14 protein-coding genes are annotated in these 13,077 nt (G+C 73.5%); 12 read left to right on the top strand and 2 right to left on the bottom strand.

Annotation, left to right across the window (positions count from 1 at the left end; translation table 11 throughout):
- The first annotated feature begins 9 nt into the window (after positions 1-9).
- Genes ABH937_RS30095 through ABH937_RS30085 form a run of 3 tightly spaced genes read left to right on the top strand, consistent with a single transcriptional unit; the run spans position 10 to position 3,500 of the window.
- Positions 10-1,818, top strand: coding sequence for an acyl-CoA dehydrogenase (locus ABH937_RS30095; protein ID WP_280692607.1), 1,809 nt, complete (start codon positions 10-12; stop codon positions 1,816-1,818).
- A complete protein-coding gene (locus ABH937_RS30090) occupies positions 1,815-2,651 on the top strand; it encodes a 4'-phosphopantetheinyl transferase superfamily protein (RefSeq protein WP_280692609.1) in 837 nt (278 codons plus the stop codon). The genes ABH937_RS30095 and ABH937_RS30090 overlap by 4 nt, the downstream gene beginning before the upstream one ends.
- A 33-nt stretch (positions 2,652-2,684) precedes the next feature.
- Entirely contained in the window at positions 2,685-3,500 is an 816-nt protein-coding gene (locus ABH937_RS30085) for a BTAD domain-containing putative transcriptional regulator (RefSeq protein WP_370220086.1), read from the top strand.
- A gap of 90 nt (positions 3,501-3,590) precedes the next feature.
- Here the strand turns inward: ABH937_RS30085 and ABH937_RS30080 are convergent, their stop codons facing one another.
- Positions 3,591-3,908, bottom strand: coding sequence for a helix-turn-helix transcriptional regulator (locus ABH937_RS30080; RefSeq protein WP_280692612.1), 318 nt, complete (start codon positions 3,906-3,908; stop codon positions 3,591-3,593).
- Between the two features lie 180 nt (positions 3,909-4,088).
- Here ABH937_RS30080 and ABH937_RS30075 point away from each other — a divergent pair, with 180 nt between their 5' ends.
- Positions 4,089-4,940 carry an NAD(P)H-binding protein gene (locus ABH937_RS30075; RefSeq protein WP_370220085.1) on the top strand — a complete coding sequence of 284 codons (852 nt, stop codon included), beginning with the start codon at positions 4,089-4,091 and terminating at the stop codon, positions 4,938-4,940.
- A 60-nt stretch (positions 4,941-5,000) separates the two neighbouring features.
- Positions 5,001-5,381 carry a nuclear transport factor 2 family protein gene (locus ABH937_RS30070; protein ID WP_370220084.1) on the top strand — a complete coding sequence of 127 codons (381 nt, stop codon included), beginning with the start codon at positions 5,001-5,003 and terminating at the stop codon, positions 5,379-5,381.
- 109 nt (positions 5,382-5,490) lie between these two features.
- On the opposite strand, the gene ABH937_RS30065 is transcribed toward ABH937_RS30070, so the two are convergent.
- Entirely contained in the window at positions 5,491-5,961 is a 471-nt protein-coding gene (locus ABH937_RS30065; RefSeq protein ID WP_370220083.1) for a hypothetical protein, read from the bottom strand.
- 156 nt (positions 5,962-6,117) lie between these two features.
- On the opposite strand from ABH937_RS30065, the gene ABH937_RS30060 reads away from it, so the two are divergent.
- The 7 genes from ABH937_RS30060 to ABH937_RS30030 all read left to right on the top strand — a co-directional run bounded on the left by ABH937_RS30060 (position 6,118) and on the right by ABH937_RS30030 (position 12,978).
- Positions 6,118-7,008 carry a 4'-phosphopantetheinyl transferase superfamily protein gene (locus ABH937_RS30060; RefSeq protein ID WP_370220082.1) on the top strand — a complete coding sequence of 297 codons (891 nt, stop codon included), beginning with the start codon at positions 6,118-6,120 and terminating at the stop codon, positions 7,006-7,008.
- Positions 7,009-7,065: 57 nt separating this feature from the next.
- Positions 7,066-8,073 (top strand): ketoacyl-ACP synthase III family protein, encoded by a 1,008-nt coding sequence (locus ABH937_RS30055; RefSeq protein ID WP_370220081.1) that lies wholly within the window; start codon positions 7,066-7,068, stop codon positions 8,071-8,073.
- 114 nt (positions 8,074-8,187) lie between these two features.
- The gene (locus ABH937_RS30050; protein ID WP_370220080.1) at positions 8,188-9,468 is read left to right on the top strand and encodes a beta-ketoacyl synthase; all 1,281 of its coding nucleotides are present in this window, start codon (positions 8,188-8,190) and stop codon (positions 9,466-9,468) included.
- Complete coding sequence (locus ABH937_RS30045; RefSeq protein ID WP_370220079.1) at positions 9,465-10,664, top strand: ketosynthase chain-length factor; 1,200 nt, start codon at positions 9,465-9,467, stop codon at positions 10,662-10,664. Before ABH937_RS30050 ends, ABH937_RS30045 begins: the two co-directional genes overlap by 4 nt.
- 65 nt (positions 10,665-10,729) lie before the next feature.
- Positions 10,730-11,014, top strand: coding sequence for an acyl carrier protein (locus ABH937_RS30040; RefSeq protein WP_280692625.1), 285 nt, complete (start codon positions 10,730-10,732; stop codon positions 11,012-11,014).
- 145 nt (positions 11,015-11,159) lie between these two features.
- Positions 11,160-11,687 carry a SigE family RNA polymerase sigma factor gene (locus tag ABH937_RS30035; protein WP_280692627.1) on the top strand — a complete coding sequence of 176 codons (528 nt, stop codon included), beginning with the start codon at positions 11,160-11,162 and terminating at the stop codon, positions 11,685-11,687.
- Positions 11,688-11,760: 73 nt separating this feature from the next.
- Entirely contained in the window at positions 11,761-12,978 is a 1,218-nt protein-coding gene (locus ABH937_RS30030) for a hypothetical protein (protein ID WP_280692629.1), read from the top strand.
- The last annotated feature ends 99 nt before the right edge of the window (positions 12,979-13,077 follow it).

Raw genomic sequence — 13,077 nt, 5'->3', positions numbered from 1 at the left:
GGGGTAGCCGTGACGGATCTGCTGGGACGGGCCGACCCGACGGCCGATGACGCGCACGCCGCCCGCGCCGCCCGTCGCACCGTGCTGCGGGCGCGGCTGGCCGAGATCGAGGAGGGTTTCGGCGATCCCTGGGACCGCAACAACCCGGTCGGCTTCAGCGCGCTGCTCGCCGCCGACGACGAGGGCGAGCTGTCGGTCGAAGGCGTCAAGCGATACGCCCAACTCGGCCTGAACGCCGAGTTCGTGCCCGCCGAACTGGGCGGCCGGCTGGTCGGCCTGGACGGTCTCGGCCTGCTGATGCGCCCGATGTTCCGCCGCGACGTGACGCTCGCGATGGGCACCGCGCTCACCTCCTTCATGGGCTCCATGGTGGTCTGGCTGAACGGCGACGCCGCTCAGTGCCGGCGCACCGCCGAGACTCTGCTGAACGGCGGCCTGGCCACCGTCGCCTTCCAGCAGCTGGCGCACGGCAACGACTTCGTCAACGACGAGTTCCGGGCCAAGCGCACCGCCGCGGGCCTGGCGATCGCCGGGCGCAAGGCCGCCGTCAACAACGCCGAGACGGCCGACCTGTTGATCGCCTTCGCGCGCAGCGGGGCCGACAACGCCGAGCGGGACGACGCCGAAGGAGAGGGGGGCGAGAGCGGCACCCACTCGCTGCTGCTGGTTCCGATGGCCGAGTTGCCCGCCGAGCGGGTGCGCCGGCTGGGCCGGCACCGCACCGACGCGGTGCGCGGCCTGCGGATCTGCGGCCTGGAGTTCGCCGACGCCCCGCTGGCGGACGACGCGCTGCTCGGCCAGTGGGGCCGCGGCGTCGAACTGGGCCTGCGGGCCTTCCCGGTGATCCACGCGACCGTGCCGGCCATGTGCGTGGGCCTGGCCGACACCGCGCTGCGCACCGCCACCCGGTTCGCGGTCGACCAGCGGGCCTTCAGCCGCCCGGTGACCGAGGTGCCGATGGCCCGCAACGCGCTCGCCGGCACCTTCGTCGACCTGCTGATCTGCGACAGCCTCACGCTCACCGCGACCCGGGCGCTGCACCTGATCCCCGAGCAGTCCAACGTGCTGTCGGCGGTGGGCAAGTACCTGGTGCCCAAGCTGGCCGGCGAGGCGCTCTACCACCTCTCGGTGGTGATGGGCGACGCCTTCCACGCCCGCAACGGGGACCACGCGATCTTCCAGAAGCACGTCCGCGACCTGGCCATGATCACCTTCGGGCACGTCAGCACCGCGATGTGCCAGGCCACCATCGCGCCCTGCCTGCCGGGCATCGCGGCGGCCGAGTGGACGGCCGACCGGGCCGCGCCCGGCAGCCTGTTCACCCCGTACGGCCCGGTCCCGCCGATCGACTCCGACCGGCTGGCCAGCTTCGGCGGCCAGGACGGTCTGGCCGCCTACGCCGCCGAGGCGGCCCGAGTGATCGCCATCCGGGCACCGCAGGAGCTGGGCGAACTGCTGCGCGAGCAGAGCGAGCTGCTGGTCGCCGAACTCGCCGAGATCCGCCGAGCCGCGCTCGAACTCCCGGATGACGAGCACGAGTTCGCCGCCTCGGTGCGCTCCTTCCCGCTCACCGACCGGTACGCGCTGGCGATCTCCGCGATCTGCTGCCTCGGCGTCCAGCTGAACGCCGACCCGCGGCACGAGGCGTTCAGTGCCCAACCGCAGTGGCTGGCGCTGGCCCTGGACCGGCTGCTGCGCCGGCTCGGCCGCCGGACCCCGGCGCTGCCGCCGGCCGTCGAGGTGGGCCTGTGCGCCGAGGTGCTGCGCCGCACCGCCGAGAACCGCTCGCTGGACCTCTACGACCTCCCGCTCGCATGAGCACCGCCGCGCTGCTCGAACCCCGGGCGGTCGCCGGACCTGACGGCCCGTGGGACCCGGTGGACCGGGACCTTCAGGCACACGGGGTGGCGCTGGCCTACGGCTCGATCACCCAGTGGCTGGCCGCGCTGCCCGGCGAGGCCGAGCTGCGGGCGCTGCTCGGCCGGGACTGGGAGAAGTACCAGGCCCGCAGCGGCCGCAAGTCCGCCGACCGCTTCCTGGCCACCCGGGCGCTGCTCAAGCAACTGGCCGCCCGCGCGGTCGGCGTGCCGCCGCAGGAGCTGGAGTTCGGCTACGCGCTGACCGGGCGGCTCTACGTGCGCGGCTGCGACCAGGTGGACCTCAACCTCAGCCACACCGGCGACCTGATGCTGGTGGGCCTGAGCACCCTGGGGCTGATCGGGGTCGACGTCGAGTCCGCCGACCGCCGCCTCTACGGCAGCGGCGGCGAGCAGCAGATGTGCACCCCGGACGAGGTGCGGCTGCTCGCGGCCACCGACGAGGCGGACCGCAACCGGCGGCTGGTGCGGCAGTGGACGCTCAAGGAGGCTTATACCAAGGCACTTGGGCAGGGGATGTACTTTCCTTTCACCGAGTTCGGCTTCCAGGTGGACGAGGAGCCGCCGCGGCTGCGGCGCGCCGACGGCACCCCGGCCGACCGTGACGCGTGGTCCTTCCGCTCGCTGCGGGTGGGCGAGCGCCACCTGGCCGGGCTGGCCCTGCACGACGCGGGCCGCGGCCGGATCAGCGACACCAGGGCGGCCACCACGCTGGACACCCGGATGCTCGGGGCGATCCAGCGGGCGCTGCGGGTGGCGGGCGGCTCGGGCTGATCGGGCTGATGACGTGTGAGAGGAGTGCCCAGGATGAACGTACGGATCGGCGTACTCGGCCCGCTGGCGGTGACCGTGCACGGCGCCTCGGTGGTGCCGAGCGCGGCCAAGCCGCGGAACGTGCTGGCGCTGCTGGCGGTGCGGGCGGGCCAGGTGGTTCCGGTGCCGGTGATTCTGGAGGAGCTCTGGGACGGCCACCCGCCGGCCAGCGCGCTCACCACGCTGCAGACCTACATCCTGCAACTGCGCCGGCTGCTGGAGGCGGCGCTGGCCGGCACGGCCGATCCGGACGGCGGCGCCAAGGGCCTGCTGCGCACCGCCTACGGTGGCTACCAGCTGGCCGCCCCGCCGGAGGCCTGCGACCTGACCGAGTTCGACCGACTGGGACAACTCGGCCTGCGGGCACTGGAGTTGGGTGACCCGGCGAGCGCGCAGCGGCTGCTGCGCGAGGCCGACCGGCTGTGGCGGGGACCGGTGCTGCTGGACGTCGAGTTCGGACCCCGACTGCAGGCCGAGGCACGCTACCTGGAGGACCGCCGGATCGCCCTGGTCGAGCGGCGCACCGAGGCCGCGCTGGCGATCGGCCGGCACAGCGAACTGGTAGGAGAGCTGGCCGCGTTGACCACCGAATACCCGTTGAACGAGCGGTTCTGCGAGCAGTACATGCGGGTGCTGCACCGGTGCGGGCGCAGCGTGGACGCGCTCGGCGCCTTCCGGCGGCTGCGCGGGCAACTGGTCGCCGAACTGGGCGCCGAACCAGGCCTGCGGCTGAGGGAGTTGGAGCGGGCCATCCTCGGCGCCGGGCCGGAGCGCGAAGTGGACCTGCGGGTCGCGCAGTTGGTGCCGTAGGCGAATCGCCGGGTCGGCTACGTCCGAGAGGGCGTTTGCTGCGCTGGATCCGCCCGTGATGCCCAAAGGGCAAGACGGCAGAAGACTCGCTCATCGCCCCGTGAGCACCGCGCTCAGCAGGCCGGGGAAACGCGCCTCCATGTCGAGGCGGCGCACTGTGACGATCCGCTTGCGTCCTTCTGCGATGGTCCTGATCAGGCCCGCCTCCCGCAGGACGCGGTAGTGATGGGAGATCGTCGGGCTGCTCAGGCCGAGGTCGGCCTTCTCGGCGATGACTGCGCAGTCGATCGGCTCCGAACCGCGATACAGCTCGGTCATCAACGCTCGCCTGCCCGGTTCGGCCAGCGCGCTGAGAATGACCGTGAGGTCGAAGGAGTCGACCGAGGGTTCGGGTAGTGCGCGTGGCATCCGTCGCCTCCTCATCGTTTGACGTGCATCGAAGTTCAGCCTACCGTCACATCTCGTGATGCTTCGACAAGCATCAAACGATGTGTCGACGGTGCGGCAACTCGTCCTCGCCTTCGGCCCGTTCCTGTCAGCCCTGATTGAAGGAGACACCGTGGCGAGTACTTCCGAGGAGCCGACCCGATGACCGGCGTACTGGTGACCGGCGGCACCGGGAAGACCGGTCGCGAGCTGGTGAGTCTGCTGCGCGGCCAAGGCGTGCCGGTTCGGGTGGCCAGCCGCAACCCGGCCGCCGACGACCCGGATGCGATCCGGTTCGACTGGGACGATCCGGCCACCCATCCGGCCGCGCTGGCCGGACAGGACCGGGTTTTCGTGGTGCCTCCGGGGCAGAGCCTGGACCCGATGCCGTCGGTCGGGCCGTTCCTGGCCCAGGCGCAGCGCCTCGGCGTGCGCAAGGTGGTGCTTCTCGGCTCCTCCATCCCCCTTGCCCCCAGGGCGCCGGAACTGGCCGCCCAGGTCCGAGCCCAGCCTGGCGGGGTCGTGCTGCGCCCGTCCGGGTTCATGCAGAACTTCCTGAGCCCGCACCCGCTGGGCGAGCGGATCCGACGAGACGGTGAGATCCGCACCGCCGCCGGTGACGGCCGGGTGGGGTGGATCGACGTGCGGGACATCGCGGCAGCCGCCGCGGCCCTGCTGACCGACCTCGACGCAGTCCCCGGCGATCAGCGTGACCACCTGCTCACCGGCCCGCAGGCGCTGAGTTACCCGGAGGCGGCAGCGATCATCACCGCCGGCACCGGACGGCCGGTCCGGGTGGTCCACGCGAGTGCGGACCAGCAGGCGGCCGAACTGCGGGCCGCGGGCATACCCGCGCAGTTCGCCGCGATCCTCGCCGCCGCCGACGCCGGCGTCCGGCCCGGCCGCGAAGACGAGGTCAGCACCGCGGTGCTCGACCTGACGGGCCAGCCGCCCCGCAGCTTCACCCAGTTCGTCCAGGAGCACGCGGCCCGGTGGGCAGCACCAGCTGCTTGAGTGCGGGGATCAGCCCCGACACCAGCCGTTGTCAGGTCTGCGAACCGAAGAGGAAACCCCGTGAACGACGCCGCACACGCCCTCGGCACCCGCTTCTACTCCGCCCTCCAGGCGGGAGACTGGCTCGCCATCCGCGCCCTCCTGCACGACGACGCGACCTGGACCCTGCCGGGCGACCACGCCATCTCCGGCACCGCCGCCGGTGCCGACGCCGTCATCGCCCAACTCCAGAAGGTCGCCGGATACGGCGTCCGTTTCGAACTGCTGCACATCCTGACGAGCCGAGAGAACATGGTCCTGTCCCAGCACAACACCGCACGCCGTGGTGAGCTCGTCCTCGACGAGCACCTCGCCACGGTCTGCCGCCTGCGCGACGGGCTCATCGCCGAGGTGGAGACCTTCGCCTCCGACGTCCCGGGAATGAACGCCTTCTTCAGCTGACCCCGGTGATGCTCCGGGATCTGCCGCTCATCTGACCCCAGCGCCACGCGAGCCTGTCAGGGTGCGCGTGGCGCTGTGCCGTTGTGCTTCCGTCCCGTCCCGCGCCCGGTCAGCTCAGGCAGCGGATGGTGCCGCTGTGCAGCTGGCCGACCCGCACGTCGCCGCCGCTGGGGAAGGACCAGTAGGCCTGCGCGGTGCCCGACTTGAGGTCCTCGGTCAGGCTGACGGTGAGCCCGCCGTGCTCGTTCCAGCTGGTGAAGTAGACGTTCTTCGCGATGGTGGCGAGCGAGTCGGGCACGGTGTTGGTCACCCCGACGTTGCCGCCCGAGTCGCCGACCGCGAGCACCGTGCCGGTGAGCTGGGTGCCGTCGGCGGCGTAGTCGAACTTCATCTCCAGGCCGTTGTCGAAGGTGATGTCCAGCGACTTGCCGAGCAGTCCGGCGCAGGCGCGGTCGGCCTTCGCGGCGGTCCGGCCGGTGGTCGGTGCAGTGGCCTGTGCGGTGGCGGCCGAGGTCACGGCGAGGGTGCCGGCGGTCAGTGCCGCGGCGGCCACGAGAAGCTGAATCCGCTTGAGGGCCATGAGCGTTACTCCCTGAGACGATGGTCCGGTGGTCGGGAGCCGCAGGCTGGCAGGCGGCACTAAAGGCTGGCTGGAAGCTTCGTGGGTCAAGCATTCTTCGAGCGGGCGGTGCCAGGGTGGCACTTTGTCCACGGTAGGTGAAGGGTAGTCATGGCCATGGCGTTCGGATCGGCGCAGGAGCTGGCGACGCTGGTCGGGGTCCCGTACCTGGCGCCCGGCCGGCACGGCCCCTGGCACCGGGTCAGGGAGTCGATGGCGCACCGGGGCGTGGCGCTCGTTTACGGCCGGCGGGACGACTGGCTGCCCGAGGACCTGGACGCCCCGGAGCTGCGCCCGCTGCTCGGCCGCGACTGGATCCGCCAGCGCGGCCTGGGCCACCCCGAGGCCCGGGCGCGCTTCGTCGCCTCCCGGCTGCTGCTCAAGGCCACGGCCGCCGCGGTCTTCGACTGCCCGCCGCACCTGCTGGACGTGGCCTACCGGCTGGGCGGCCGGCCCTACCTGCGTGGCTGCGAGCAACTGGACATCAGCCTCAGCCACACCGAGCGCCTGATGCTGGTGGGCCTGAGCCGGCGCGGCGTGATCGGGGTCGACGCGGAGGCCGCGACCCGTCGGATGTACGGCACCGGGGTCGAGCTGTACGCCTGCACCGACCAGGAGCGCGCGGCGCTGGAGGCGCTGCCCGCCGAGCGGCGCAACGACGCGCTGGTGCGCCTGTGGACCCTGAAGGAGGCCTACAGCAAGGCGATCGGCGCGGGCCTGCGGCTGCGCTTCACCCGCTTCGGCTTCCCGCTCCACGGCCCGCCGGACCTGTTCGAGGCGTCTGAGCCGTCCGAGCCGTCCGAACCGGCCGGGGCCACCAAGGCCGTCGCGACGCCGGAGCGGCAGGCGGTGGACGGGGCCTGCTGGAGCTTCGGCACCGGCCTGGTGGACGGCCGCTACCTGGCCAGCGTCGCCCTCGGCGATCTCGGCGAGGGCCGCACCGGGCTGCCGTCCGGGGTCGAACCGGCCGCCGCTCCACTGCCCTTCGAGCTGCGCGCCGGACCATGACCGGCACGGGCCGCACCGCCGTCGGCGGGGCCGAGCCGGCCCGGCCAGGGAGGCGTCGTGCGGCACGAGTCCATCTACCTCGCGGGCCACGGCAGCAGCCTGCCCGCCCCCAGCGCCGTCGCGGCGGCGGTCGAGCAGGGCCTGCTCGACGCCCGCACCGCCCGCCAGACCGAGGCGCTCGCGGTCACCGTCTCGGACGGCACCTCCGGACCCGAGTTCGCGGTGGCCGCCGCCCGCGCCGCACTGGCCGGCGCCCCGCAGGTGAAGGTCGACCTGCTGCTGCACGCCAGCGTCTACTACCAGGGCCACGACCTGTGGGCGCCCGCCTCCTACCTGCAGCGCGAGCTGCTCGCCGAGCCCTGCCCGGCGATCGAGGTCCGCCAGCTCTCCAACGGCGGCATGGCCGCGCTGCAGCTCGCCGCCGGCTACCTGGCCGGCTCGGCCGAGCTGGACGGCGCGTTGCTCACCGCCGGCGACCGGTTCTGCCCGCCAGGCTTCGACCGCTGGACCGGCGACCCAGGCACCCTCTACGCGGACGGCGGTGCGGCCCTGCTGCTCTCCCGGCGTGGCGGCTTCGCCCGGCTGCGCAGCGTGGTCACCGTCTCCGACCCGGAGCTGGAAGGCATGCACCGGGGCGACGACCCGTTCGGCGCGGCTCCCTTCGAGCAACGCCCGGTGATCGATCTGGAGCGGGCCAAGCAGGCCTACTTCGCGCGGGTGAGCACCTCGTTCTGCGTCGGCCGGGTCTCGGCGGGGCAGCGCGCGGCGATCAAGACGGCGCTGGCCGAGGCGGAGACCGAACTCGCCGAGATCGACTGGTTCGTGCTGCCGCACCTGGGCCGGCGCCGGCTCACGGCGACCTTCTTCGATCCGTTCGGCATCGACCCGGACCGCTCCACCTGGCAGTGGAGCCGCTCGGTCGGCCACCTGGGCGCGGCCGACCAGTTCGCCGGCCTCGACCGGCTGCGCACCAGCGGCGCGCTGCGCCCCGGGCAGCGCTGCCTGCTGGCGGGGATCGGTGCCGGGTTCAGCTGGAGCTGCGCCGTGGTCGAGTTGCTCGACTGAGGGATCGAGCCTGCTTCGAGCGGGCGTGCGAATACTGACGAGGCTTCAGCAGCATGGCATTCACGACGGGGAGAGGACGGCACAGGTGCGGCACCGAGCGAAGGCAGGGCGGCGATGACCCGCCGCGTGGTGATCACCGGTCTGGGCGTGGTCGCCCCCGGCCGGCCGGGGGTGGGACCGTACTGGGAGATGCTCACGGCGGGACGGCCCGCGAGCCGCACCATCACGCTCTTCGACGCCACCGGCTACCGCTCCCAGGTGGCCGCCGAGAGCGATTTCGACCCGGTCGCCGCCGGGCTGAGCGCCGAGCAGTGCGTCCGGCTCGACCGGGCGGCCCAGTTCGCGGTGGTCGCCGCCCGCGAGGCGCTCGCCGACAGCGGCCTGGACAGCGGCCTGGAGACCGGCGCGCTGGACCCGGGCCGGATCGGCACCACGGTCGGCACCGCCGTCGGCTGCACCACCAGCCTGGAGCGCGAGTACGTCGCGGTCAGCGAGCACGGCCGCCGCTGGACCGTCGACCACGAACGCGCCGTCCCCGAGCTGTACCGGCACTTCGTGCCCAGCTCGATCGCCGCCGAGGTGGCCTGGACGGCTGGCGCCGAGGGCCCGGCCGCCGTGGTCTCCACCGGCTGCACCTCCGGCCTGGACGCGCTCGGCCACGCCGTCGAGCTGATCCGCGAGGGCAGCGCGGACGTGATGGTGGCCGGCGCCGCCGAGGCGCCGATCACCCCGATCACCGCAGCCTGCTTCGACGCCATCCACGCCACCACTCCGCGCAACGACGACCCGAGCGGTGCCTCCCGCCCCTTCGACCGCACCCGCAACGGCCTGGTGCTGGGCGAGGGCGCGGCCGTGCTGATCCTGGAGGAGCTGACCGCGGCCCGCCGTCGCGGCGCCCGCATCTACGCCGAGGTGGCCGGCTACGCGTCCCGCTGCAACGCCTACCACATGACCGGACTCAAGCCCGACGGACGGGAGTTGGCCGCCGCGATCGGCGCCGCGCTGGACCAGGCCCGGCTCGCGGCGAGCGCCGTCGACTACGTCAACGCGCACGGTTCCAGTACGAAGATGAACGACCGGCACGAGACCGCCGCCTTCAAACTGGCCCTGGGCGGGCACGCCTACGAGACGCCGGTCAGCTCGATCAAGTCGATGATCGGCCACTCGCTGGGCGCGGTCGGCGCGCTGGAGGTCGCCGCCTGCGCGCTCGCGCTGCGGCACGGGGTGCTGCCGCCCACCGCCAACCTGCACGAGCCGGACCCGGACTGCGATCTCGACTACATCCCGCTCCAGGCCCGCGAGCAGCGCACCGACGTCGCGCTCAGCGTGGGCAGCGGGTTCGGCGGCTTCCAGAGCGCGCTGGTGCTGACCCGGCCCGAGCTGGTGCGGCGATGAGCGCGCTGGTCACCGGCCTGGGCGTGGTCGCCCCCAACGGCCTGGGCACCGAGGAGTACTGGGCCGCCACGCTGGCCGGCAAGAGCGGCCTGGGCCCGATCACCCGGTTCGACGCCTCGGGCTACCCGGCCAGGGTGGCGGGCGAGGTCCCCGGTTTCACCGCCGCCGACCACCTGCCCAGCCGCCTGCTGCCGCAGACCGACCAGATGACCCGGCTGGCCCTGGTCGCCGCCGACTGGGCGCTGCGCGACGCGGGCGTGCGGGCCGAGGAACTCCCCGAGTACGCGGCGGGGGTGGTCACCGCGGCCTCCGGCGGCGGGGTGGAGTTCGGGCAGCGGGAGCTGCAGGCGCTCTGGGAGCACGGCCGCGAACACGTCAGCGCCTACCAGTCGTTCGCCTGGTTCTACGCTGTCAACACCGGCCAGATCTCGATCCGTCAGCGCACCAAGGGACCCAGCGGCGTGCTGGTCACCGAGCAGGCCGGCGGCCTGGACGCGCTCGGCCAGGCCCGCCGGGAGGTCCGCAAGGGCGTGCGGCTGATGCTCTCCGGCGGGGTCGACGGCGCGCTCTGCCCCTGGGGCTGGGTCGCCCAACTCGCCACCGGGCGGGTCAGCGAGGCGGGGGAGTACCTGCCCTTCGCGGCCGAGGCGAGCGGCTACCTGCCGGGCGAGGGCGGCGCGATCCTGGTGGTCGAGGAGGCTGCGGCGGCACGGCAGCGCGGGGCCGCCCACCGCTACGGCGAACTCGCCGGCTACGCCGCCACCATGGACCCGGCTCCCGGCAGTGGCCGCCCGCCGGGGCTCGGGCGCGCCGCGGCGAACGCGCTGGCCGACGCCGGGCTGACCGCCGCCGACATCGACGTGGTCTTCGCGGACGCGGCCGGGGTCCCCGAACTCGACCGGGCCGAGGCCGCCGTGCTGGTCGACCTGTTCGGGCCGTACGGGGTCCCGGTCACCGCGCCCAAGAGTCTGACCGGCCGGCTGGCCGGCGGTGCGGCGCTGGACGTGGCCAGCGCGCTGCTGGCGCTGCGCGACGGCGTGATCCCGCCCAGCGGACCGGTGCGCGAGCCCGCCGCCGCCCTGCGGCTCGACCTGGTCTGCGGGGCCGCCAGGCCGGCCCCGTTGCGCACCGCCCTGGTCCTCGCGCGCGGCTACGGCGGCTTCAACGCCGCCCTGGTCGTGCGCGCCGCCCATTGATCACGTCCGATCACGGCTGATCATGTCTGATCACGTCGAACGACCCAACTCCGAAAGGATGTGGCATGCCCCTCCTTGAACTCTCCGACCTCACCCGGCTGTTGCGCGAGTGCGCGGGCGAGGACGAGGCCGTCGACCTGGACGGCGACGTCCTGGACGTCTCCTTCTACGAGCTCGGCTACGACTCGCTGGCGATCCTCCAGGTCACCGGGCGGATCCAGCGCGAGTACGGCATCGAACTGCCCGAGGAGGCGATCGGCGCCGAGACCCCGCGCGAGTTCCTCGCCGCCGTCCACCAGGTCCAGGCACCCGAGCAGCTCGCCGAGGTCCGCAAGATCGCGGCCGCCTGACCCGTCCGCCCAACCGCCGTCCCCCCCCCCCTGACGCCCCCCACTGCCCCCACCACCCCCACCGTCCCCCGGCGCCCCCACGCGCCGGGGGACATCGCCGTGCGCGGCCCGGGACGCGCGGCCCACCCCACCGCGTTAACCAGGCATGGACCGCACAACGACGAGTTCCGCACCCCCGGAACCGCTGGAATTCCGTTCGTTCGCCACCGCGATGGGTCGCCGGCTGGTGCGAACGGCCTACCTGCTGAACGGCGGTGACGCGCATCTCGCCGAGGACCTCGCCCAGGAGACGCTAGGGCGGATCTACAGCAAGTGGCGCCGGATATCCCGGATGGAGAACCCGGCCGGCTACGCCCAGACCGTGCTCTTCCACACCTTCCTCTCCCATCGCCGGCGCCGTGCGAGCACCGAGCAGGTCACCGACCGCTTCGCGGAGACGGCCGTCAGCGACCCTGACCCAGCCCTGCGCCTCACCCTGCTCCGCGCGCTCGGCCAACTGCCCGTCCAGGACCGCGCGGTCCTGGTCCTGCGGTTCTGGGAGGACCGCAGCGTCGAGGAGACCGCCGCGGTCCTGCGGCTCAGCGCCAGCGGGGTCCGCTCCCGCAGCAGCCGGGCGCTGGACCGGCTGCGTGCCGTGCTCGGCGACCAGTTGGACGAGCTGCCGCGCCCCTGACCCGGCCCGCCCCTGACCCGGCCCGCCGCCGCCCCGCGCACCATCCACGCCACCGAGAAAGGCCCGCTCCGCCATGCCCTTTGAGGACTCCATCACCGAACTCCTGCGCGAGGCCGCCGACCTCGCTCCCGAGACGCCCGGCGAGCTGCTGGCCGACTCCGGCGAGCGGCGCGGCCGCCGCCGCGTCGCCCGCCGTCGAGCCGCCGTGGCCGGTGGCGTGGCCGTGCTGGCCGTGGCCGGCCTGGCCGTCGGCCAACTGCGCCCCGGCAGCGCCCCGGCGACGCCGGCGAGCCAGCAGAGCACTGCCGCTGCGCCGCAGTCGGCGCTCGCGACGCTCCTCCCGCTCCTCCCGCCGGGCCGGACCAGCGACCAGAACCCCCTTGATCACGTGACCGGCCCCGGGCCGGCGGCGAAGCTCACCTTCGACGACGGCCACGGCGCCACACTGCTGCAACTGTCCACCGCCACGGTCGGCCTGCCGCTCGGTGACGACACCGAGGGCACCCACTGCTCGGACCCGTTCATGGTGCCCACCGAGGGCTGCACCCGGACCGTCCGGCCGGACGGCTCGATCCTGGTCATCGACAAGTCGGCCGCCACGCCCACGAACCCGGTCAAGACCTGGCACGCGGTCTACACCGGCACCGACGGCCGACAGGTACGGCTGGACGAGTCCAACTCCCGCACGATGACGCCTCCGGCCACCCGGGCCGACCCCGCGCTCTCCGCCGACCAGTTGACCGCGGTGGTGACCAGTGGGTCCTGGGACCAGCTGGTCGACGCGGCCCGTCCGGTCTCCGCCCCGTCGTCCGGGCAGGCCTCGCCGAAGGCGCCGCAGCCGGCCGACATCCTGGCCGGCGCCGACCGGCTGCTGCCCGCCGGTGTGCAGCACGACAACGGCTCCACACCGCAGCTCACCGCGGGCGAGGCGCATCTGACGGTCACCGCCGCCGGGCGCAGCAGCGTGCTGCTGATCACGGTCGATCCCCACCTGGGCCAGGGCGCCGGCGATCCCCGGAAGGCCTTCGAGAGCCAGGCCCAGCCCGGCCAGCAGCTGACCCGTGCGGTGAACGGCGGCAGCAGCGTGATCACCTCGACGGCCGACGTCACCACGGGCGGTGGCACCCCCGCCACCCGCTGGACGGTCCAGGTCATGCAGCCGGACGGCACCGGGGTCACCATCAACGAGACCAACGGCACCAACGGCTACGACATCCAGGGCGGCACGCCGGCGCTGACCATCGACCAGCTGACGGCCATCGCCACGAACCCCAGCTGGCAGCAGCACTGACCACCCGTTCGCTGCTACGCACCCCGCGCGGCCTGGTGGGTGCGTAGCAGCGAACCGCTTCGTTCTCTGTAGTTCCAACGGTGTCGCAGGGCCGACTCG

The sequence above is a fragment of the Kitasatospora sp. GAS1066B genome, assembly GCF_041262605.1.
Lineage (GTDB): Bacteria > Actinomycetota > Actinomycetes > Streptomycetales > Streptomycetaceae > Kitasatospora.
This window is presented reverse-complemented; position numbering and strand designations above follow the sequence as displayed.

Bases quoted from the DNA above. Each gene is read 5' to 3' on its own strand.
- ABH937_RS30090 (WP_280692609.1), top strand. From the start codon at position 1,815: ATGAGCACCGCCGCGCTGCTCGAACCCCGGGCGGTCGCCGGACCTGAC.
- ABH937_RS30085 (WP_370220086.1), top strand. From the start codon at position 2,685: ATGAACGTACGGATCGGCGTACTCGGCCCGCTGGCGGTGACCGTGCAC.
- ABH937_RS30080 (WP_280692612.1), bottom strand. From the start codon at position 3,908: ATGCCACGCGCACTACCCGAACCCTCGGTCGACTCCTTCGACCTCACG.
- ABH937_RS30075 (WP_370220085.1), top strand. From the start codon at position 4,089: ATGACCGGCGTACTGGTGACCGGCGGCACCGGGAAGACCGGTCGCGAG.
- ABH937_RS30065 (WP_370220083.1), bottom strand. From the start codon at position 5,961: ATGGCCCTCAAGCGGATTCAGCTTCTCGTGGCCGCCGCGGCACTGACC.
- ABH937_RS30060 (WP_370220082.1), top strand. From the start codon at position 6,118: ATGGCGTTCGGATCGGCGCAGGAGCTGGCGACGCTGGTCGGGGTCCCG.
- ABH937_RS30050 (WP_370220080.1), top strand. From the start codon at position 8,188: ATGACCCGCCGCGTGGTGATCACCGGTCTGGGCGTGGTCGCCCCCGGC.
- ABH937_RS30045 (WP_370220079.1), top strand. From the start codon at position 9,465: ATGAGCGCGCTGGTCACCGGCCTGGGCGTGGTCGCCCCCAACGGCCTG.
- ABH937_RS30040 (WP_280692625.1), top strand. From the start codon at position 10,730: ATGCCCCTCCTTGAACTCTCCGACCTCACCCGGCTGTTGCGCGAGTGC.
- ABH937_RS30035 (WP_280692627.1), top strand. From the start codon at position 11,160: ATGGACCGCACAACGACGAGTTCCGCACCCCCGGAACCGCTGGAATTC.
- ABH937_RS30030 (WP_280692629.1), top strand. From the start codon at position 11,761: ATGCCCTTTGAGGACTCCATCACCGAACTCCTGCGCGAGGCCGCCGAC.